Origin of the sequence: Luteimonas aestuarii (genome assembly GCF_004357985.1) — a bacterium.
Lineage (GTDB): Bacteria > Pseudomonadota > Gammaproteobacteria > Xanthomonadales > Xanthomonadaceae > Luteimonas > Luteimonas aestuarii.
In genome coordinates, this window is sequence record NZ_SMTF01000002.1 from 273,455 (window position 1) to 294,172 (window position 20,718).

At 65.5% G+C, this 20,718-nt stretch carries 23 protein-coding genes; 4 read left to right on the forward strand and 19 right to left on the reverse strand.

Features of this window, described 5'->3' with window-relative positions:
* The 3 genes from E2F46_RS03670 to E2F46_RS03680 are packed head-to-tail and all read right to left on the reverse strand — an operon-like array spanning position 1 to position 975.
* Entirely contained in the window at positions 1-369 is a 369-nt protein-coding gene (locus E2F46_RS03670; protein WP_042928657.1) for a TIGR03745 family integrating conjugative element membrane protein, read from the reverse strand.
* A gap of 22 nt (positions 370-391) precedes the next feature.
* Positions 392-625, reverse strand: a complete 234-nt coding sequence (locus E2F46_RS03675) for a TIGR03758 family integrating conjugative element protein (RefSeq protein WP_033470529.1) — start codon at positions 623-625, stop codon at positions 392-394.
* Entirely contained in the window at positions 622-975 is a 354-nt protein-coding gene (locus E2F46_RS03680) for an integrative conjugative element protein, RAQPRD family (protein ID WP_033470532.1), read from the reverse strand. Before E2F46_RS03680 ends, E2F46_RS03675 begins: the two co-directional genes overlap by 4 nt.
* Positions 976-1,055: 80 nt before the next feature.
* On the opposite strand from E2F46_RS03680, the gene E2F46_RS17840 reads away from it, so the two are divergent.
* From E2F46_RS17840 to E2F46_RS03695, 3 genes are all read left to right on the forward strand, one after another.
* Entirely contained in the window at positions 1,056-1,400 is a 345-nt protein-coding gene (locus E2F46_RS17840; protein WP_425599796.1) for a helix-turn-helix domain-containing protein, read from the forward strand.
* Positions 1,401-1,458: 58 nt separating this feature from the next.
* Positions 1,459-3,252 carry a DEAD/DEAH box helicase gene (locus E2F46_RS03690; protein ID WP_243720287.1) on the forward strand — a complete coding sequence of 598 codons (1,794 nt, stop codon included), beginning with the start codon at positions 1,459-1,461 and terminating at the stop codon, positions 3,250-3,252.
* 114 nt (positions 3,253-3,366) lie between these two features.
* Entirely contained in the window at positions 3,367-5,994 is a 2,628-nt protein-coding gene (locus E2F46_RS03695; protein WP_033470540.1) for an AAA family ATPase, read from the forward strand.
* Positions 5,995-6,085: 91 nt separating this feature from the next.
* Here the strand turns inward: E2F46_RS03695 and E2F46_RS03700 are convergent, their stop codons facing one another.
* The 15 genes from E2F46_RS03700 to E2F46_RS03765 all read right to left on the reverse strand — a co-directional run bounded on the left by E2F46_RS03700 (position 6,086) and on the right by E2F46_RS03765 (position 18,051).
* Positions 6,086-6,835 carry a TIGR03747 family integrating conjugative element membrane protein gene (locus tag E2F46_RS03700; protein WP_033470542.1) on the reverse strand — a complete coding sequence of 250 codons (750 nt, stop codon included), beginning with the start codon at positions 6,833-6,835 and terminating at the stop codon, positions 6,086-6,088.
* Positions 6,832-9,003, reverse strand: a complete 2,172-nt coding sequence (gene traD, locus E2F46_RS03705) for a type IV conjugative transfer system coupling protein TraD (protein WP_033470545.1) — start codon at positions 9,001-9,003, stop codon at positions 6,832-6,834. Before traD ends, E2F46_RS03700 begins: the two co-directional genes overlap by 4 nt.
* A 4-nt stretch (positions 9,004-9,007) precedes the next feature.
* Positions 9,008-9,541: an integrating conjugative element protein gene (locus E2F46_RS03710; RefSeq protein ID WP_033470548.1), complete on the reverse strand. Its 534-nt coding sequence runs from the start codon at positions 9,539-9,541 to the stop codon at positions 9,008-9,010.
* On the reverse strand, positions 9,538-10,137 hold the full coding sequence (locus E2F46_RS03715; RefSeq protein ID WP_033470552.1) for a lysozyme family protein: 600 nt from the start codon (positions 10,135-10,137) through the stop codon (positions 9,538-9,540). The genes E2F46_RS03710 and E2F46_RS03715 overlap by 4 nt, the downstream gene beginning before the upstream one ends.
* Positions 10,122-10,838, reverse strand: a complete 717-nt coding sequence (locus E2F46_RS03720; protein WP_033470554.1) for a TIGR03759 family integrating conjugative element protein — start codon at positions 10,836-10,838, stop codon at positions 10,122-10,124. Before E2F46_RS03720 ends, E2F46_RS03715 begins: the two co-directional genes overlap by 16 nt.
* Before the next feature lie 11 nt (positions 10,839-10,849).
* Entirely contained in the window at positions 10,850-11,497 is a 648-nt protein-coding gene (locus tag E2F46_RS03725) for a hypothetical protein (protein WP_033470558.1), read from the reverse strand.
* Positions 11,494-12,042 (reverse strand): PFGI-1 class ICE element type IV pilus protein PilL2, encoded by a 549-nt coding sequence (pilL2, locus tag E2F46_RS03730; RefSeq protein ID WP_033470561.1) that lies wholly within the window; start codon positions 12,040-12,042, stop codon positions 11,494-11,496. Before pilL2 ends, E2F46_RS03725 begins: the two co-directional genes overlap by 4 nt.
* Positions 12,043-12,141: 99 nt before the next feature.
* Entirely contained in the window at positions 12,142-12,324 is a 183-nt protein-coding gene (locus E2F46_RS03735) for a hypothetical protein (RefSeq protein ID WP_033470563.1), read from the reverse strand.
* 105 nt (positions 12,325-12,429) lie between these two features.
* Entirely contained in the window at positions 12,430-13,644 is a 1,215-nt protein-coding gene (locus tag E2F46_RS03740; protein WP_033470565.1) for an MFS transporter, read from the reverse strand.
* A complete protein-coding gene (locus E2F46_RS03745) occupies positions 13,644-14,099 on the reverse strand; it encodes a chromate resistance protein ChrB domain-containing protein (protein ID WP_033470567.1) in 456 nt (151 codons plus the stop codon). The genes E2F46_RS03740 and E2F46_RS03745 overlap by 1 nt, the downstream gene beginning before the upstream one ends.
* A gap of 101 nt (positions 14,100-14,200) precedes the next feature.
* The gene (locus tag E2F46_RS03750; protein ID WP_243720288.1) at positions 14,201-14,893 is read right to left on the reverse strand and encodes a DUF1259 domain-containing protein; all 693 of its coding nucleotides are present in this window, start codon (positions 14,891-14,893) and stop codon (positions 14,201-14,203) included.
* The gene (locus tag E2F46_RS17645; RefSeq protein ID WP_243720289.1) at positions 14,884-15,222 is read right to left on the reverse strand and encodes a hypothetical protein; all 339 of its coding nucleotides are present in this window, start codon (positions 15,220-15,222) and stop codon (positions 14,884-14,886) included. The genes E2F46_RS03750 and E2F46_RS17645 overlap by 10 nt, the downstream gene beginning before the upstream one ends.
* Before the next feature lie 2 nt (positions 15,223-15,224).
* Complete coding sequence (locus E2F46_RS03755; protein WP_033470572.1) at positions 15,225-15,818, reverse strand: superoxide dismutase; 594 nt, start codon at positions 15,816-15,818, stop codon at positions 15,225-15,227.
* Between the two features lie 59 nt (positions 15,819-15,877).
* The gene (gene chrA / locus E2F46_RS03760) at positions 15,878-17,110 is read right to left on the reverse strand and encodes a chromate resistance efflux protein ChrA (RefSeq protein ID WP_185747462.1); all 1,233 of its coding nucleotides are present in this window, start codon (positions 17,108-17,110) and stop codon (positions 15,878-15,880) included.
* Positions 17,107-18,051, reverse strand: a complete 945-nt coding sequence (locus E2F46_RS03765; protein WP_033470577.1) for a chromate resistance protein ChrB domain-containing protein — start codon at positions 18,049-18,051, stop codon at positions 17,107-17,109. The genes chrA and E2F46_RS03765 overlap by 4 nt, the downstream gene beginning before the upstream one ends.
* A 119-nt stretch (positions 18,052-18,170) precedes the next feature.
* On the opposite strand from E2F46_RS03765, the gene E2F46_RS17785 reads away from it, so the two are divergent.
* The gene (locus tag E2F46_RS17785; protein WP_255398788.1) at positions 18,171-18,296 is read left to right on the forward strand and encodes a hypothetical protein; all 126 of its coding nucleotides are present in this window, start codon (positions 18,171-18,173) and stop codon (positions 18,294-18,296) included.
* Positions 18,297-18,367: 71 nt separating this feature from the next.
* Here the strand turns inward: E2F46_RS17785 and E2F46_RS03770 are convergent, their stop codons facing one another.
* On the reverse strand, positions 18,368-20,638 hold the full coding sequence (locus E2F46_RS03770) for a helicase-related protein (RefSeq protein WP_133320755.1): 2,271 nt from the start codon (positions 20,636-20,638) through the stop codon (positions 18,368-18,370).
* Between the last annotated feature and the right edge of the window lie 80 nt (positions 20,639-20,718).

The window sequence follows — 20,718 nt, forward strand, 5'->3', positions numbered from 1 at the left end:
TTACAGCACGCCGGTGGCTTTGGTCAGCAGCCAGATGCCGACGACCAACAGGATCGCACCCACAGCGACGGTCAGCCCGAACTGGCCCCAGGTGGCACGGCCCGTGTGAATCTCGGAGTAGCGGGTGTAGGCGTGGTAGCAGACGCCGACGAACATCGAGGCGACCACGAGCAGCGCGATCAGCATCACGATGTCGTAGCCGTAGTTCTGCAGCGTCTGCATGAGGCCGCTGCCCTGGCCACGGGAAGGGTCTTCCATGGTCGGCAGGCCCTGCGCGAACGCGGATGGCGGCAGCCCCAGGAGCACCAGCGGTGCCAGCAGCGCGGCGATGCGCGAGGGAACGCGAAAAGTAGTCGGAGGCGTGTGCATGATCGATGGCCCTTCGTGGTGGTCAGGAGAGGATGAAGAAGGTCAGCACCAGGTACATCGCGACGAAGCGGATGCAGACGCCCAGGAACTGACGTTGGTTGATGCGGTTCTCGGCCCAGCCCACGTAGGCCGTGCGCATGGCCCACACGCCCCACAGCAGCAGCACGGCGAACACGAAGCCGAGCACCACGACGGACACCGCCGAGGGCGCAAAGCCACCGTTGGCCTGGAAGGCGGCGATCTGGTCGGCGGTCATGGCGAGGGCTCCTCCTGTTCGTCGCGGCGCAGGTAGTCGCCGGCCAGCGGAACGGGATCGCGCGGCTGGGCGCGCTGGGGCACGAGGAAGTCCTGCAAACCGGTGCGCACGCGCTTCAGGTCGGCGCGCAGCCGGGCGTAGTCGAAGTGGTAGCGGGCGCGCGCCTGCGGCGCTGTGGTGGTGGCGTGCTCGGCCAGTCGGTCGAGCAGGTCGAGCTGGCGCGCGAGCGCAGCGAGCTGCTCACGCTCCGGGGTGTCGTCGGCAATGGCGGGCTGCGGGGCCGAGAGCGACACGGTCAGCAGCACGGCCAGCGAAGGCCATGCGGATGCGCGGCGGTTAGTCTGTCCCATCGTGCCATTCCCCGTTGATGCGGATGGCCAGATGCTGTGCCGCGCTCTCGCTTTGCGCCGCAGGGAATGGGAACTACGGCATGACCGGATTCCCAGGTCGAACTGGCCATCAACTGCGCAAGGCTTCGCGGATCGCGGAGTTGGCCAGCGCCTACCGCGGCCTGGTAGAATTGGCTAAACTTGGCAATCCAAGGCTACGAAAGGCCAAATCGGATGGTTTCCGGATGACTGAAGTCGAGAGCGAAATCCTCACGCTGGAGGAGGTCGCGGCCTACCTCAAAGCCGGGAAGCGGACGGTCTATCGCCTTGCCCAGAAAGGAGAGATTCCGGCGTTCAAGCTTGGAGGTACCTGGCGCTTTCGCCGCTCAGAACTGGATCGCTGGATCGCCGAAAGCATCAGCAAGAAGAAGCCGGAGGCCGAGTGAGCGTGCGCCAAGTCAACGACCGAATCGCATTCGGAAAAGAACAAGGGGGGGATCGCCGTTGACAACACAGCAGCTTCTGACGCCGCACCAGAGCCAGTACTTCGCCTGGCTGCTGACCCGACGCGCGGCGGGCGACTCTGTGGAGTCGCTGGCCTCAACCTTGGTCGATTCGCAAGTCGATCTGAATCCTCATCAAGTCGAGGCCGCGCTCTTCGCTTGCCGCAACCCGCTCTCACGCGGCGTGATCCTCGCCGACGAGGTTGGTTTGGGCAAGACCATCGAAGCCGGTTTGGTCATCTCCCAACGCTGGGCCGAACGGCGACGGAAGATGCTCATCATTGTTCCGGCGAACCTGCGTAAGCAGTGGCACCAGGAGCTGCAGGACAAATTCGGCCTGCAAGGGCTGATCCTCGAAGCCAAAAACTACAACGCGATCCGCAAGCAGGAGCGGCAGAATCCGTTCCTGTTCGCGTCCGGCCCGATCATCTGTTCCTACCAGTTCGCAAAGGCCAAGGCCGACGACGTCAAGGGCATTGACTGGGACTTGGTCGTGCTCGACGAAGCGCATCGCCTGCGCAACGTCTACAAAACCAGCAACGTCATCGCCAAGACCCTCAAGGAGGCGCTGTCGCGCGTTCACTCCAAGGTGCTCCTGACCGCGACGCCGTTGCAGAACTCATTGCTCGAACTCTATGGGCTGGTCAGCTTCATCGATGACCGCGTGTTCGGAGACCTTGATAGCTTCCGCTCGCAGTTCACTGGCAGGGAGCAATCCTTCAGCAGCCTGCGTGACCGGCTGGCCCCCATCTGCAAGCGCACCCTGCGCAAACAGGTTCAGCCCTACGTTTCGTACACAGCACGCAGGGCCATCGTCGAGGAGTTCACGCCATCGGGCGAAGAGCAGGAACTTTCCAGGCTCGTCGCCGACTATCTGCGCCGCCCAAACCTCAAGGCCCTGCCCGACGGGCAGCGCCAACTGATTTCACTCGTGCTGTGGAAGCTGCTTGCCTCCAGCACGCACGCAATTGCGGGTGCGTTGGAGACAATGGCCAAGCGTCTCCAGGGCGTGCTGAATCAAGCTCCCGTGGTTCCCGATCTCGCCGAAGAACTGGACGAGGACTACGAGTCGCTCGACGAGACCGCCGACGAATGGGAGGACCAAGAGCCGGGCACAGAGGCAACGAACCGCTCCGAGCGTGATGCCATCGCACAGGAGATCGAGGAACTTCGCCACTTCAAAACGCTGGCAACCAACATCCGTGACAACGCCAAGGGTAAGGCGCTGCTCACCGCGCTGGTTCGCGCCTTCGCCGAACTGGATCGGTTGGGCGCGGCCAGAAAGGCCATCATCTTCACCGAGTGTTGCCGCTCGCTGAAAACTGACCAGATGGTCAGTTTTCGTTGCGCGCCAACAGTGACCGAGACCAGTCGCATCAAGCAGATGCTGTTCGGTGGCTTCGCGCGTTGTCTGTATCCGCTGCAGAAGTTCGATTCGGACACCGAGCGGCGCTTCGCCATCATCCTGGAGCGCGACGCGACGAAGTGGCTCAAGCCCGCGAAGGGGCAGTTCCAGATCTACTACAAGCTCGGCACCGAGCAGCCGGAATACATCCCCGACTTCGTGGCCGAGACAGACCCGACCATCTTCATGGTGGAGACCAAGGCGCGCGCCGACATCAACACTCAAGAGGTGCAGGCTAAGGCCGCTGCCGCTGCGCGGTGGTGCGTGAACGCCTCCGATCACGCTTCGAGCGTCGGCAGCAAGCCCTGGAAGTACCTGCTGGTGCCTCATGACGAAGTCAGCGAGTCGAAACGGCTCGCGGATTACCTGCGCTTTGAGGTCAAGACGTAGTTGAGCTGCCCTTGATCGACTTCAGTGAGCAAAAGCGATTCCAGCGAGGCACCTAGGCGGCGGAAAATCGCCGCTTCACGGGCATGATGAATCGGCAGGGAAGAGGAACAAGAAATGCAGAAACCCGCCGCACCGCAAAAGACCGTCCTGGAAACGATTCTGGACTGGTCAAAGGATCGTCCACTCTGGCAGCGTGACGCCCTGCGCCGCATCATCGCAAACGGCCGTCTGACGGACGCCGATATCGGCGAACTCGTGGACCTTTGCAAACAGGGCAAAGGTGCACCCGTAGGCGCGCTGAAAGCGGTACCGCTGGAGAAGGCCCACCTTCCGGCCAACCCCGGTCAGACCGCCGCGGTATCGCTTCTGTCGATTGCCGACGTGACCGGCGTGAACAACCTTGCCGCCGGCCAGGCACTCGGCTTCGAGCCGAATGGAATCACGATCATCTACGGCGACAACGGTGCGGGCAAGTCCGGCTACGCACGCATCCTGAAGCGCGCATGTCGTGCAAGGCATGCCGGAAAGATCGAACCCAATGTGTATGCCGATCAGCCCCCGAAGCGCGTCGGCGCGAACATCGCGTACGGGGTCGGCGGTACGCCGCAGCCGGTCGAGCAGTGGCAGAACGGCACAAATCCGCATGCAACGCTGTCAGCGGTGAGCGTGTTCGATAGCGACTGCGCCTCAGTGCATATCCGCGAGAAGAACGAAGTTGCATTCCGACCCTTTGGACTGGACGTACCGGATGAGCTTGCTGCAGCTTGCCAGTCGGTGAAGGATGCCCTCGCAGCTGAGCAGAAGCAGCTTGAGAAGGCCCGCAATCCGATCTTTGCGGCGCCAACCTGGAAGGCCACCACGGCCGTGGGGAAGGCGCTTGCGGCGCTGAACGCCAATACTGACGCAAAGAAGATTGAAGCCCTGGCGGTGCTCTCGGCAGACGAAAGCGCCCGTCTTGAGCGTCTGCGGGAAGACCTGTCGAAGAATCCGGCCAAGGCGGCAGCGGAGCAGACCGTTAAAGCCGACAACGTCATGCGGCTGATTACCGTGATGAACAGCGTTGCAGCCAGAACCACCGATGAGGAGCTGCTGGCAGCCGCTGCCCTCGCCAAGGACGCACGGTCGAAACGGGACGCTGCACGTCTTGCCGCGGAGAAGGCCTTCACGGGCGAACCCCTTGCCGGCGTCGGCGGCGAGACGTGGCGGGCGCTATGGGATTCCGCCCGACGCTACTCGACGGAGATCGCATACCCCGGAGAACCGTTCCCGCCGTCGGCCGAAGACGCGCATTGCATGCTTTGCCAGCAGCCATTGGAAGCTGAAGCACGTGCACGGATGGCACGCTTCGAGGATTTCATCCAGAAGGACACGGAACAGCTGGCACGCGAGGCAGAGAAGGCGGCTCAGATCGCACGTCAGACCATAGCTACCGGGGCAATCGGCACGCGGGCGGTGAAGGCCAGTCTCGACGAGCTGGGCCTCCAGAATCAGGAGCTGCAGCAGCAGACGCGCCGCTTCATCGCCGCAGCCCGGCTGCGGCGCCACGTTCTGCTCAAAGCCTTGGGCGGAAACGGCGAGGTACAGCTTCCGCCCGTTCCGCTGTCGCCGCTGCCTGATCTCGGCCAGCTTCAGACCATGATCCGCAGCTACGCCGCCGAGCTGCGCAAGTCCGCTGACGCGGATGAACGCAAGAAGCTGGAAGCCGATTTCGCCGAGCTGAGCGACCGGGCGCTGCTCGCTGGCATGCTGCAGGTCGTCACTGACGAGATCCAGCGGCTGAAGAGCATCCGGTTTCTGACCGAGTGTGCGGGCGAAACGGCGACGAACACCATCACCAAGATGGGCAACGACATTGCCGACACCGTGATTACTCCCCGGCTGCGCGACAGATTTCAGGAGGAGATTGTCAGGCTTGCGGCCTCGAAGGTTCGCGTCGAAATCGTGCGCTCCGGCGGCAAGTACGGCTCACCGCAGTATCAGGTGCGCCTCTTCGCCAAGCCGGATGCCAAGGTCCACGAAATCCTGAGCGAAGGGGAAAAGACCTGCGTGGCGCTGGCCGCCTTCATGACCGAGCTTGCCACCGCGATGCACCGCTCTGCTCTGGTCTTCGATGACCCGGTGTCCTCGTTGGACCATCGCTGGCGTGGGCAGGTGGCCAAGCGTCTCGTGGAAGAAGCGGAGAACCGTCAGGTCATTGTCTTCACGCATGATCTGGTGTTCGTGAACGATCTGAATGACCACGCGACGAAGACCGGGCGGGCAGTGCGGCTCACGACGCTCAGTCGTGGCGCCGCGGGAGCCGGTATGGTGGCCGACGGCCTGCCCTGGAAGGCCCAGAGCGTCGAAGATCGCATCGACAAGCTGGAGAAGGCGGCACGTGCGGTAAAGCTGCTGCATGACAACAACCAGGAAGACGAGTACGCGGTCGAGGTGGCAAAGCTCTACAACTCGCTGCGCGCCACATGGGAGCGCGGCCTGGAAGACATCGCTTTCGTCCGCGTTATTCAGCGCCACAGGGACTACATCAACGCCAAGGACCTGAAGAAGGTCAGTGCGCTCACCGAGGCTGACTGCGATGCTTTCGCCGCTGGATTCAAGAAGTGCTGCGACATTGTTGACGCACACGATCCATCCAGCGGTAGGAATGCCGCGCCGCCACCACCTACTGATCTCTTTCAGGACATCCAGGCTTTGAAGGACTGGGCCGCGTCTCTGCGAGACAGGCAGAAGAAGATTGCTTGAAACGTATTCGTTCACGCCGATGCTGACGTGCTTGACGAAACAGAGAACCGAAACTACGGCATCGTTCATCTGACCTGGCGCAGGGCTGCAGCTACAGATACTTCTTGAACGTCGCCGCCGCAATGCACACCGCCACGCCGAGCAATGCGGCGCTGGGCAGCAGGATCAGCAGCGGGTTCACGCTGACCGGCAGTGCCAGGTAAGTCACCCACGGCAGCACGGCCAGCGGGATCAGGCTGGCCCTGGCGCGGTGATAGATGAACCCCGATTCGCGTCCCGCGCCGAAGCGGCGGATGTCCCGGCGTACCAAGCCGTCCACCAGCCCGACGAAGGCGACCATCAGGAACAGCGGCAGGGTCAGGCACAGCACCAGCAGCCGCACGAGGAAGACCAGCGTCGTGTAGGCCGCCGCGATCAGGTAGCTCTCCACGTTCACGTAGACCAAGCCGATGTAGTAGCGAAAATCCTTGGTCGGGCGGTGGCTGCCGGCGCTGGCCTGCGCCGAGGCATCGCGTATCCAGTCCAGCAGACCGCTTTTCACGAACAGCCAGTCGTAGCCTTGCTCGACCAGCCGGTGTGCGGTGCGCCCCGGCTCCTGCACCAGCGCGCTGCGCGTGAAGTGCGTGGAGAGCTGACCCAGCTCGTAGTGCAGCATGCCCTGGGCGTGGCGCCAGCCCTGCTCGGGCCAGAAGAAGTGCATGCCGACGCATTCGATCAGGATGCACAGCAGCAGCGCGCCGCACAGCACGCCGAAGAAGCGGAACGGCAGCGTGACCAGGCCGGCGATCAGGCCTTGCTGTCGCTGCTGCTGGCGCTGGGCCGCGACGGCCGGATCGCTCATGCTTCGGCCTCTTCACCGACGGCCGCCATCTGCTTGAAGTCGTCCAGCAGGTCGGCGGGCAACCCGCTGTCCTGCAGGCCGGGCAGGCCGGGCAGGCCCTGATTGTCCCACCAGTCGCCGGCCTCGACGTAGTGCTGGCGCATGTAGCCGGCCAGCTCCTGCAGATCCTTCGGCATGGCCTCGTCGGGGTCGGGCGCCGGCAGCGGCATGCGGACTTTCCATAGGTTGCCGCCCTCGATCAGCGCGAAGCACTGCCCCTTGGGCAGCGCAACCACATGCGCCGGCTCGATCAGCGGCACGCTGTTGCTGCTGATGCGGTCCTGGGTGTTGGACGTGAAAGCGGTATTGCCGCGCGGGTCGGAACTGTCGGTGGCGCCGCTCATCAACGCCGTGGCATACACCTCGACCTTGGGCAGTTGTCGCGTCAACAGCTCGGCGGTGGCGGTCTCGCGCACGCGCAGCATGAACAGATTGTTGAAGTTGCCGACCACCTGGCCGGCCTTGGCCCTGTTGCCGATGCGGGCCTCGATGTCGCTCAAGGTCTGCGTGTAGGCCGTCACCTGCACGCCGGCACCGCCGCCCTTGTTGACCATCGGAATGAACTCGTCGCCCATGAGTTCATTGAATTCGTCGGCGTGGACGTTGATCGGAATCTTGGCGCTCATCGCTGCGCCGGGTAGCCCGTCGTCGATGCCGAATTTGTAGATGTGGCCGGCGACCGAGACCAGATCGCTGAACATCGAGTTGCCCACCGCCGCCGCGACTTCGGCGTCGGACAGCGCATCCAGCCCCACGTAGACCACCGCACGTTTGCGGATGACCTGCATCCAGTCGAAGATCGGCCGCGGGTCGGACAGGTCGGAATAGTTCGGTGCGAGCAGTTGCGCGATCTTGCCGGTGGTGAGCTTCTCCAGCAGCGGCAGCAGCGAAGCGACGATCTTGTCGAAGTACGTCCGGTCGTAGCGCACCGCGCTGCGCAGGCCATCGAGCACCGGGTCATAGATGCGCACTTGGGACAGGTACTGTTCGAGGGCCACCACGCGCTTCTCGCGCCCGATCATGTTGCGCGGGATGTTCTTGTCGTTCAGCTTCGCTTCGAGCTGGACGATGACCTCCCAGGCCTTCGGCTCGTTTTTGGCGAAGTAGTGCTGGGCATACTCGATGAACAGCGCGTCGATGTTGATGACGTGGCGCTGGATCAGCAGGTAGTCCGGCCGCTGCCCCAGCTCGACCAGGGCGCGGGCGATGATGTTGACGAAGCGCCAGGCGAATTCGCGGAACGCGGCGCTGTTGCCTTCGCCCGAGAGCTGTCCGGCGATGCGCGTGGCCACCTCGGAGATCCGCCCGAACCGGCCCACCGCGTTGTAGCGCGCGCTGATGTCCGGCCAGCCCAGGTGGAAGACGTAGAACTCGCCTTCGCGCCCCGCGCGCTTGGCCTCCACGTACATGCGTTTCAAGAGGTCGGCATCGCCCTTGGGGTCGAAAACGATCACCACCTCGTACTCGCCGGCCGCATTGCGGCGGCGGATGTCCTGAGTGATGAACAGCTCGGCCAGCCGCGTCTTGCCCACGCGCGTGGTGCCGAGCACCAGCGTGTGCCCCACGCGCTCGCCCAGCGGTAGCGTCACGTCGGTCTCGTGGGGTTCGATGCCGTGCAGCCGTGGCTGTCCGCCCACCGGCGGCAGAGGCCGGGCCGGGTTGAAGGGGCTGTCCCAGGCCAGGACCCGCGCGAGCTTCGATAGTGGAAACGGCGCGAACTCCAGCCACTCCTCCATCCGCCGCGCCGCGCGATAGATCGCGGTCGGCTCCACGAAGCGGCGGAACTCCGGCCGGTAGGTCTGCATCAGCCGGTGCGTGTGCCGCTGCTCCCACTTGAAACCCCGGCCGATGAACAGCCGTTGCTGGCTCACCGGCACGTTACGGCTGATCATCACGTAGCGCGGCAGGCGGCGGATGTTGCGCCGGTAGCGCAGAATCGCCCAGGCGTCATGCAGGCGGATGGCGCCGAAGGTCAGGAAGGCCAGCGCCGTTCCCAGGCCCAGCAGCGGATTCAGCGCGAGCGACCACGGTGCCACCAGGCACAGAAGCGCGGCGCCGGCGCAGACCGCCACGGTGTAAAGCTCCACCGCGGGACGGAGCAGAACTTCCACCGCATGCGGCTGCGCCATCGTCTCACTGCTCGATGCCGGTGGCGGTGATGAGCACCGGGTAGTGGCGCAGGCCCAGGCGCTGGGCCAGGTCGTCGCCCGAGGCCGGCGCGAGAGTCAGGCCGGGCACCAGGCGGCGCAGCTCGACCAGCGCCGCCGTCGACTCCACGTTGACCACCAGGCCCACGGCGCCCAGCTCTCGCAGCGTGGCGTGGCGCTGCCGCAGCCAGGCGCGCGAGCGTGCGTCGTCGCCGACCAGGAACAGCGGCGTCAGGCCCGGCGCGCGGATCACGCGGCGCGGCACGTCACCCGGTGACAGGTTCGCCGAGCGCACTGGCAGCATCGCGGCTTCGGCCTCGGCCGAGTTGCCCACGCGCGGGCGTGGCAGCGGAGTTGGCCGCGCGGTGTCGTCCGGCTGCGGATTCAAGGGCTGGTAGTACGGCAGTGCGGACGCGCCGCCGCGGTCCTCGACCACGATCAGTGGCACGGAGGCGGTCTGGGCGAAGACGGTGGTCGTGGACAGCAGCCCGATGGCGGCGATGAGGACGATGTGGTTCATGGCGTGGTGGCCTGGAGGGTTGTAACGGGAGCGCCAGGGCCGAGCACGCGGGTCAGGTGCCGGTGCACGCTGCGCCGGTAGCGCGCTGCGGGGGCGCCCCCGGCCGGGCGGTGGTAGCGGCCGATGGCGAGCAGCCAGTCCTCGCCCGGCGTGTGCTGCTCGCGCAGGATCTCGGCGGCGATGGCGAGGTTGCGGTACGGGTCCAGCAGCTCGCAGGGCTGCGCATAGCGCTGCGCGTGGTAGCCGAGATTGACCTGGCCGAGCCCAGCGTCGATGCGGGTGGCGGACGTGCGCTTGAGTGCCTGGCGCAGTCCCGCGCAGGCCTCGGCGCGGGTGGCATAGCGGTACGGCTTACCGGCGACGTTGAGCGTCCACGGCCAGGGCATCAGGCGCCCGCGCAGCCGGGTGCCGCTCTCCTGCAGGGCCACGGCGTACAGCACCGCCGCCGGCACGTCCGCACGCTGGGCCGCCAGTTGATAGGCCGGCGGCGGGACTTCGCGCGGCGGCGTGGCAAAGGCCGAGGCGCCGGTGGCGAGCAGCGCGGCGCAGGCGCCCCACAGGGCGCGGCGGCGTTGGGTGGCTACTGGCGCTGCCATTGCCCGTTCACCTCGCGCACCACGGCCGGCAGTTCACCGGGCAGGCCGAGCGACAGCCAGCGCCCGGCGTCGTGGTTGAGCGTGACGGTGCGGGCGCGCACCCGGGCCGGGTCGATGCCTGCCTGGGTGGCCCACTGGCGGATGCGCGCGTCGTCCTGGCGGCTGCCGACCATGTAGAGATCGAAGGCGGTGCCCGCGGCCTGCAACTGCTGCACGCGCTGCGCGCAGGAAGCGCAGTCGGCCTTGATGAAGACGGCGAGCCGGCCGGAACCGGTGTTGCCGGCGGCCGGCGTCTTTGCGCCGGGCAGGTTCACGCGCGGCTGGCCGGGCGCGAGGCGCTGCCAGGCCGCGTCATAGGCGCGCTGGTAGGCGAGCAGCTTCTCGACGCGCCGGGCCTCCATCCGCACCTGCAGCTCCGCGTAGCGCCTGCGTTCCCCATCGCTGCGGGCCTCGATGCCCAGGGCCGTGAGCGGGTCGAGCTGGGGGGAATGCACGCCGAGCGGCCCCTGCATCAATTGTCGGAAGCGTGCCCACTCCTCGGGTTGCAGGCCCCAGTCCCGCGCTTGACGCTCGTCGAGCGCCGCATCGGTGTTGGGCTGTACCTGGCTGGGCACCACGCGCGCATTCGTCACCGGAGATTGCGCGGAGGCCCCCAGGGAGACGGACAGAAGAACGGCAGCAAGCATCGGCCGCAGGGTCATGGCCCGCCCTCCTACGGCACGGCAAGGCGCTGCACCTGGCCGTCCACGCGGAACACGGCGGCGCGAGCCTCGATGGATTGCAGGTGCCAGCCGCTCTCCGCGTCACCCTCGCGCAGCAGCCGGACACTGCCGAGCGAGGTGGCGGCCATGGGTGCGACCGACAGGAAGCGCTCGCCGCCGCGCAGTTCCACGCCGACCACCTGGAACGGTGGAGCCGGCAGCGCCGGCTTTGTCACCTCGGGTGCTCGACGGGCGGCGACGGCGGTAGTTTTGCGGGCTTCTTCCAGACGGGTTTCGATCCCGTGCACACGAGCCTGCAAGGTCTGCAGGTCGATGGCGAGGCTGTCCGCAGACTGTGCCGCCTCGACACGCGCGATGCGCTCGTCCAGCGCCTGTTGCGCGGTGGCGAATTCGGCCTGGCTGAGCGGCGTAGGCCGGCGCCTGTCCACCTCGGCCTGCTGTTCGAGTTCGGCCAGCCGCAGGCCCAGCGCCTGGACATGGGCGTCCTGCGCACTGGCCTCGGCCTGTTCGGTGAGACGCGACAGGCCGACACTGTTGACGACGGCCAGGGTGCTTGTGAGCAGCAGCCAGACGGTCGCGGCGATCTTGAGCCAACGCGTGCGGGAACTGCGCTCGGATGGCGCTTGGGGAAAGGTCATGGCTGCAGTTCCTCGGGCCGGTGGGCGTCCGGCACGGGCGTGGCGGTGCCGGGCGGGTTGGCGGAAAGGAAGGTGGGAGCACCGTGCCGGCTGAAGCAGACCTGGCGGGTCAAGTCATCGACCGACAGCTCCCAGGTGGGGCCGGCAAGGGTCAGCAAGGCATCGCGCAGCATCAGCGGACCCACGTGCAGATGTGCGGCAGGCAGCGGCAGCGCGTAAAGCGTGGCGGCCTCGGCCGCATCGCAGAGCCGGTAGCCCGAGCGCAGGAGCACATGGCGCATGGCATCGCCCACGCTGGCATCGAGCATGGGCGGAATCGAGACCACCACCGCCTGCTGCAAGAGATCACGCTGCGCGGGCTCCGGCACCAGCTCGACCAGGGTGTAGCGGCCGTAGCGGGCCACGGGCACCAGTCGCTGCTCCGAAGCTGGCTCGTCGGGCGGTGCTTCTATGTGGTCAGGGGTGGCCGGTGTCGTCGTGCAGCCGGACAGCAGGCCGCTGAGCACGGCGAAGATGCAGAGAAAACGAGGCAGAGACGGCAGCATGTGGCACCCCATGGCGATGAGATGCCTTCACCATTGCAGAACCGTGCTGCGCGGGATGCCGGAAATCCGAAACGCGCGGCGCCCCGTTTCCGAGGGAAGTCAGGACGGGTTCGGGCCCGTCATTTCGCCGGTGGCGATGGCGCTCGGGTTCGCCGTTGAAGACGCCGCCCGGTCCGGCAAGTGCGGCCGCACCGGTTCGATCCGCTCGATGAACCGGCGAAGTTGCTCCGGTGACTCGGTGCTCCGACACGGCAGCTGGTCTTCGATGATCAGGATGCGCATGACGGCACCGTTCCAGACGGATGCCGTCAATCTATGGCCCGCTTCGCGACCGGTCTACTGAAGTGTTTCTGACTTTCCCATCAGGATCGGGCGCGGGGACCGGCCTCACGGCGTCGCCTCCCCGTGCCGTCGGAAGGCGCGCCAGAGCGCGAGGTCATAGGCAATCTTCAGCGCGCCACAGGCCACCAGCGGTGCGGCCAGCCAGCCGGCGGCGAACAGCGCGCCACCGATGGCCGGGCTCACCGCGGCCGCGAGGCTCCTGGGCACGGCGGTGAAGCTTGCCGCCGCGGCGCGCTCAGCCGGCGTGACTACCGCCATGACGAAGGCCGAGCGCGTCGGCACGTCCATCTGCGACAGGGCGCTGCGCAGGAACAGCAACGCGAGCGCCACCGGCAGACTCTCGGCGAGGGCGGCGAGGATCAGGCAGACGCTCGACGGGATGTGGGTGAACACCATCGTGTTGACGAGGCCGATGCGGCGCGCCACCCAGGGCGCTGCGAGCTGGGAGCCTGCCGAGAGCAGCCCCGCCCAGAAGAAGAACTGGCCGGCGGCGGCGAGCGAGAGGTCGAAGCGCTCGAACAGCCAGAGCGCGAGCAAGGTGTTGACGATCAGTCCTCCGGCGAAGGCGTCGACCGAGAACAGCGCGGCCAGTTTGATCACGATGCCGCGCGAAGGCCCCAGTGGTGCGGGCGGCGCCGCCTGTGCGTGGACCGGATGGTTCGGCAGCGTGCGGTAAAGAAGGAAGATCGCGACGCCGGTCAGCCCGTAGGCGACGAACATGAGGCGCAGCGCGTCGAGCTGCACCAGGCCCGCATTCGTCAGGGTTTGCGGAATGGCCGTCGCCAGGGAACCGGCCGCGGCGCACAAGGCGCCGACGAAGGTGTAGCGCGCGAAGAGGAAGGTACGCGCCTCGCCCTGCGCCGACTCGGCCAAGCGGGCGTGCTCCAGCGGCAGGAAGACGCTGACGTCGCCGGAGCTGGGATTCATCGTGCCGACGAAGGCGACGAGCAGCAGCGGCCAGAAGTCGCCAACGCCACCCAGGCCGGCCAGCAGCAGACCGGTCAGGCACATCAGTCCGGCGGCGGCGAGCAGCAGCCGGCGCTGCGGGAAGTGATGTCCCCACTGGCCTACCGCCAGGGTCGCCAGCGCCGAGCCGAGCAGTGTGGCGGTACTGATCAGCCCGACTTCCCATGTGCCCAGCCCCAAGGCCAGCAGATAGACCGGCAGCAGGATGGCGACATAACCGTCGGTGAAGGCCCGCAGCGCCCGGCCGACGAGCAGCAGGCGCGCCTCGGGCGCGGCCCCGGCGGGTAGCAGCATCACTTCGAGCCGAGCAGCCGCGCGACCTTCTTCAGCGGCGTATCCGCACACCAGGCGTAGAGCGCGTCGTACATCACTATGCCTGCCTTCAGCATCTCGTGGTCGTCGGCGAAGTTGAGCGACAGCCCTTTCGAGATGGCCAGCAGGCCGGCCGCTTCCTTCGCCAGTTGCGGCTGGGCGCAGTCGGCGGCGCGCACGATGATGGCCAGCTTCTGCAAGGACGGGTCCGTCAGCTGGTATTTGGCGATGAAAGCATCGAAGCTGCATTGATCGCCGTGGTGACCCAGTTCCACCCCGGAGACGTCATAGGGGGTAGCCCCAGTCTCGGCGGCGATCCTCATGACGTCGCCCGACGGCACGTAGAGAAACTCCGGGCTTTCGTCGATGAAGCGGGCAATCAGCCAGGGACAGGCGATGCGGTCGATTTTCGGGCGTTCACGGGTAATCCATTGCATGACGGTCTCCTACTCTTGTTTCTGAGCGTTCGAACTGCCAGCCCTCGCCGCAATCAGGCAAGCCACGAGGCAGGGCAAAGAGCGCCAGGGGCCGGCCCGCGTCATTTCACGGCCTTCTGTGCGTCCAAAGTCCTTTTCAACGACTGCGCCAGCTCCGCCGCTTTGCCTTTGCCCCAGTAGTGCAGAAAGACGTAGCGCGGCTCCTCGTGCGTCATGTGGTTGTGGATCGCCACGATGTTGATTCCTTCTCGCCGCAACACCTTGAGTACGGTCTGGAGTTCCTCCTCACGCATCGCGAAGTCACCGTCCACCACGGCCCGCTCGTCGGTCCCTGCAAACGCAGCCCAGGTGTTGACGCCCATCTCATTGCCGACGGGTGTGCCGTACATCTTCGCCTCGCGCCCGAAGCTCACCTTGACCATGCCGTCCTTCACTTGCGGCTTGGCGCCGAGGATTTCCTCGATGCGCGCCGCGGTGATGCTGCTGGGCGTGGGAATGCTGCCGCCAAAGGCCTTTGCGGGTTTGGGTTGGCTTGCTCGCACCTGCGCGACCCGGTCATACACAGCCTTGACCCCTGTGGCCAGTTGCCGCGCATCGCCCATCCCGCCGATGTGCATGAAGTAAACCTTGGGCTGGTCGAAGAAGAAGTGGTTGTGCAGCGCCGTCACTTCCAGGCCGGCTTCAAGAGCGGCGCTCATGGCCGGATTGACCTCGTCCTCGAACAGCACCGTGTCGCCCATCATCATCGGGCTGCCGCCCATCGGCGTGAATGCAGCCCACGATGTCAGGCCCATGAAGGGGGCATCGTCCAGCGATCCACGCTGATCTTCACGTCATCGCGCGGCTTGCTGACCTTGAAGACGTTCTCGGTCTTGTTGTAGTTGCCCTTGAGTCCCGTCACGGACTCGATCGTTGCCGTGTCGACCGTCGGTCCGGCCGCAACGGCCATTTGCATGCAGACTGCTGTTGCTGCGGCGAAAAGGATTCGGGTTTTACGGGTCATATTACCTCCTGGTGGGGATAAACGATCAACACATCGTTCCGGGCGCCTCCCTCCCGCAGCAGGATTGAACGTACTGGCGAGTTCGGATTTCGGGGTTTCGGGTTTGATGGTGCGGTCCATGTTCAGGCTCCCAATCGGGTGAAAGCCGCTTCGGCGGTGGTCCAGGACAGGTTTTGCATGAAGGCGTCCACGTAAGCCCCGGCCTTGGCGCCGAAGTCCATGTGGTAGCTGTGCTCGTACATGTCGAGGGCGATCAGCGGCGTGGCGCCGGGCAGGTTGTGGGCGTGGTCGGCGGCCCAGGCGTTCACGAGACGCCCCCGGCGCGGACTCCACACCAACAGGGTCCAGCCGGAGCCGCCGCCCTGGGCCTTGCCCATGGCCGTGAATTGGGCGCGCCAGGCGTCCATGGAGCCGAAATCGCGCACGATGGCCGCCTTCAGCGTCCCGCCAGGGTCGCCTCCCGCGCCACCGAGGGAATCGAAGTACACCTCGTGCAGGATCATGGAACCGCTGGCGATCATCTCCTCGCGCTTGAGGCCGTTGATCTCGAACACCGGCGCCGCTCCCCAGTTCAATTGCGCCAGCTCTTGCTCGATGGCGTTGAGACGCTTGACAGCGCCGCCGTAGTTGTTCTCCCAATGGCTGACGATGAGTTTCTCAGACAGGCCGGTGAGTTTGGCCGGATCGCATGAAAGGGACTTCAGTTCGTAAGGCATCTTGGCTTCCTCAGCAAGGTGGATCGGAAACGGCGCGACGAAGGCTGACTCGATCAGGTTCAGCCTTGGCCCGGAAACACCAGCCACCCCGCCAGTCCCGCCGCGAGGATCACGACGACGACGTTGAGCTTGTTCTTCCAGACATAAAGGAATGCCAGGGCCGCGGCGAAGATCGACATGCCCGCCGTCAGCGATGGCACGCGTTCGGCAGTGACCCGCGCCAAGTCGATTGTGGTTGCGCCGATCAGGCCGACTACCCCAGCCGCGACGCCGTCCAGAAAGGCGTGTAGCCGTTTGTTCTCCACGACCGCCTCCAGCCGGTCGTAGAAAATCAGCGAGAACGCAAAGGCCGGAAGAAACACACCCACCGTCATGGCCACCGCCCCGATCGGCCCCCCCGCCACATAGCCGACGAACGTGGCGAAGATGATGAGCGGTGCCGGCAGCACACCGGACAGCGCCAGGCCGTCCAGGAACTGCCCATCCGTCATCCACCCGCGCCCGACGGCGTCGTTGCGAACGAACGGAATCGCTGTGTAGGCGCCGCCGAAGGTGAGCAAGCCGGCCTTGAGGCCTGAGGCGAAGATGAGCAACACCGAGGCTTGGCCCCGAACGACCGTTTCCACCAGCTTTGCTGTTGGCTCAGCCCAAAATGCCATGGCCGTGGCCAGCGCCACCGCTGCCAGCGTCACTAGCAGTGCTGAGGCCCGATGCTTGAGCACGAGCAGGGCGTACACAAGCCCACCCACGGGCAGGGTGATCCAAAAGTCGACACGAACTATGGCTGCCAGCGCGCAAACGATGGCAATGGCCCACAACCAGCGATCGAGCAGGATGTGCTCGCCGATGCGGTGCACGGCGCGCACGATCAGGGCGATCACGGCCGCCTGTACGCCAAGGAACGCAGCGCCCAGCGCGGTACCCACGATGTCAATCTGGAAGTACAACCAGGACAGCGCGAACATCAGCAAGAATCCGGGAAGCATGAACCCGAGTCCCGCCAGCATGCCACCCAGCCGCCCTTTCGCTCGGATGCCCAAATGAACGCATAATTCGTGGGCTTCGGGTCCGGGCAGCACCTGCATCACCGCAAGCAGCTTGTTGAAGCGTTTGACGGAGATCCAGCGTTCCTCGTCCACGAGCTCGCGGCGCAACATGCCGATCTGAGCCACAGGCCCGCCCCATGCGAGCAAGCCGAACTTGAGGAAGCGAACGAAGAGCTGCAGGTAGCTCATCGCTGGAGGGACGGCTTCAGTCGTGGCATCCGTCTGAGGACGGGTCAGGGTGTTCACGTTATTTTTTCCTCGTAACTCTTCAACAGCCAATCAAAAACTTCGCACGCGCGAACAAGCAGCGCGTCGTCGTCGGATTCGGATGCCCTCAGGCCCGCGAGCAGCTGTTCGATGCCCGGCGCTTCCGGTACCGGCAGTCCGCCCACGTCCAGGCAATGCACCACTTCGCCCAGGCGCGTCAGCGCCCGGTCGTCCTCCAGGCCAAAACTCGCCAGCAGCGTCTCGAAGGTGACCTTGGTACCGACGTGGCTGAACGTCGCACCGTCGAAATCGAAGCCGAGCCAATCGGCTTTGCAGTCGGCGGGACTCGTCAGCCAGACGATGCGGGCCTTCGGGTCGATAAACCGGCGGATCAGCCAGGCCGAGGCGAGCCGGTCGACCCACGGACGGGCCCGCGTGGCCCAGACACGGCCCCGATAGTCGGCCCGCTCCAGTCGCGGAATGTCAGCCTGCCGAGGGGTCGGCTCGTCGGGAGAAAGCCGGCGGGTGAGCGCGTCGCGCAGGTCGTCGAGCAGGCTCAAGGTCTGCCGCTGCGCCTCGCCGGGGAAGAAGTCGATGCGCGCCACCTGCTCGAAGCGGCGCACGAGCGGCTGGAGCTTACGCGCGGCGGCTGCGCCGTCCAGGGATGCCAGGCTCCGTCCGAGCCCTTTGATCTCCTCGACGATGCCCGCGTACTCCTCGCCCCGGTCGAACAGGGCGCGCAGCGCGGCTTCCTGAGCTTCGTCACACCCCGACAGTCGATAGACCTCGCCGCTGCCCCCGGCCTCGACCGACTGCGCCGCCACTTCGTCCAGCGCCGTAGCGCTATCGGCCGAGTCGGGCAGCAGATAGACCCCATCGCGCAGCGTCGCGCAGCCCAGCGCCTTGACGGAGCGCCAGACGCGCATGCGGCCGGTCGATGCCTTGGTGGGCAGGCTGATGAACAGCGCGAGAAAGCTCAAGCACGGACTCCTTTATCGCCAAGGGGTGGGTAATGAGTTATATATCTTACTGCATGTTATAGATCAAACGAAATCTACGAAGTTGCGTAGCGAGTCCGTCGGATCTGATCCCAAATCGCATGGTGCCCGCCGATGCGCCGACCAGCCTTATCAAGGAACGCTGGGAGAAGCTGGTGATGGCCGATGCTGGCATTGACCGGCACTACTACGGCCGCGCTTTTTTGTTTTCTGAAACGCTCCCCTGAAATAGCGACTGCGGCAACGACCGAAGACAAGAATTCGGCCCCCGAAGGGGCCGATCAAGAGGGAAACAATCTCAATGCACCAACTGCCGCGCCAACGCCACCTCCACCGAGTCGCCATCCTGGTTCAGGACATCGAGCCCTGATTCGGGCACGTCGCCGGAGGTGGATTGCGACACCATGATCTTCTTGGCCATCAGCCCCAGGCAGGTCATCTGCGAGGAGTTGGCGTAGCCGAGGTAGAACACGCGCACCGGCTGCTTCTGGCCGATGCGCCATGAGCGCCGCGCGGCCTGCTGCAACGAATACACGTTGTAGCCGGACTGAAGGAACACGATGGTCGGGAACTCCAACAGATCCAGGCCGGTTTTCACCAGTTCGGGATTGGTGATGAGCACGTCGATGCCACGGTCCAACTGCTCGGCGATCCAGTCCTCGCGGCGGGAGGCATCCACGCTCGCGCGCAGCACCGCCACCTTGAAGCCTTCTTGCTCCAGCAGCACCTTCAAACGCGACGTGGTGTCGCGCGTGCCGGTGTAGACCGAATAGACCAGGGTCTTGCGTCCTTCCGCCTTCTCCTGCTTGCAGATCTCGATCAGCTCGCGTTCCTTGGGCATCACCTCCAGCTCGTTGAACTGAGCCGGAACGAACGCCAAGGTGTTGCGCGTGCGCGGATGCACCACGGTTTCCGACCGGAAGCAGCAGTCCGGCCAGGCCAGCAGCACGTTGAGGACCACACCGAGCAGCGTCGTGTCGCGCTTCGCCAGGGCCTGCTTCAGCTCCTGGGTCAGCCGACCCGCCAGATCGCGGTAGGCCGCGGCCTGCGCCGTGTCCATCGCGACTTCGCGGAACTCCTCGTCGTAGGACGGAAGCACGTTGCCACCGATGTCCTTCAACTTGAGAAAGACCGTGAACGGCAGCACGCAACGCAGCACGCCCTTCGGGCCGAAGCCCGGCGCCTTGACCGTGCGCACAGATACCTTGGTGCCCTTGGCCGTCTTGTGCGCCGTGCCCGTGCTCTCGGAATAGATGTCCTTCAAGACACCGTGATCACGCATGAACGCCATCGCGGCCGACGTCATGGAACCTTGCTTGGTCGGCCGGTAGCCGTCTTCGATCATCCGCCCAGGCAGGGCGCGGAACAGCAGGTGGAACAGGTCGTCGCCGTAGCCACCCATCAGTGTGCCGGTGAGCAGCAGCGTCTTGCGCGCCTTGGCCGCCAACACCCCCATGGCCTGGCCCTGTGCGGAGCCGCCGTTCTTGTACTCGTGCGCCTCGTCGGCGATGAGCAGGTCGAACGTGCCTTGGGGAAGCTGCCTCTTGATGAACTCGGACGGCTGGTAGCCGCCCTCGCCGAAGCCGAACTCCATGTTGGCCATCGCGCGTTCCATGCGATGGGCTTGCCGGTCCGAGAAGACCAGCTCGCCGTTGCCATCCATCAGGTTGATGAACTCGTGGATGTTGTCCCCGAGCATCGACGCGAGGAAGGCGTCACCGAACTTCTGCATCAGCTTCTGCGCGGTGACTTCGCCTATGGTAGGAATGCGCTTCAGTGCCTTGAGCACGGTCGAGGACTGGTCGCTGGCGGACAGGCCTCTGGGACGGATCAACGACCACAGCGGTGCACGGCAGTGGCTGCACTTGCGGCGGAACTCCTCGGCTTCCAGCTCGACCGGGTTGATCGGCTCGCCGTCGAGGTCGGTGATGACATGCCCGCAATCCGGGCAGGCCCCCACGTCGCCGTGAGGCGTGCGCCGTCGAACGAAGACAGGTTTCCAGTGGAACCCCATCCGCATCCGCACGCGGCCCAGGACGAAGAACTCCTGACCCTGCGCCGGTACACCCAACTGCTCGCGCAGCTTCAGCAGCTTGACCAGCGTGTCCGGGCCGTTGAGCACCCAGACCTTGGCGCCGGCCACCGTCTCCTGGATTTCCCGCCGCCACTTGTAGACCAGGTGGGGTGGCGAGAGCACCAGGGTACGGCGGTAGCCTTCGGCGTTGAGCACGGCGGCGGTGGCAATACCCACCGTCGTCTTGCCGCAGCCCATCTCGCCATTGACGATCGCGGCACGTTCGCCGCGGTCGACCAACAGCTCGGTGACGGCGTGGACCACATCGGCTTGCGCCGGGAACAGCTTGCGCTTCAGTGCGGCGAGGATCAGTTGCCGATGCACCCGCACTTGGCCGGTGTAGACCGGAGGATTGGCGCGGTTGAGCGAGTCGAGCAACTCGTCGCCGAACTCGGACACGAAGTCCTGCAGGCTGAGCGTGAGGGGTGAAGCGGCCGCTTCGAGCAGGTCGCGCTGCACAGCGGTTTCGGGAACGGTTTCGAGATCGAGGGACATGGTGATGCTCCAAAGAAGATGGGGCATGGACTTCCCCCATGGGGCGGTGACATGCCCCTGGGTGGGAAGAAAGACGCGGC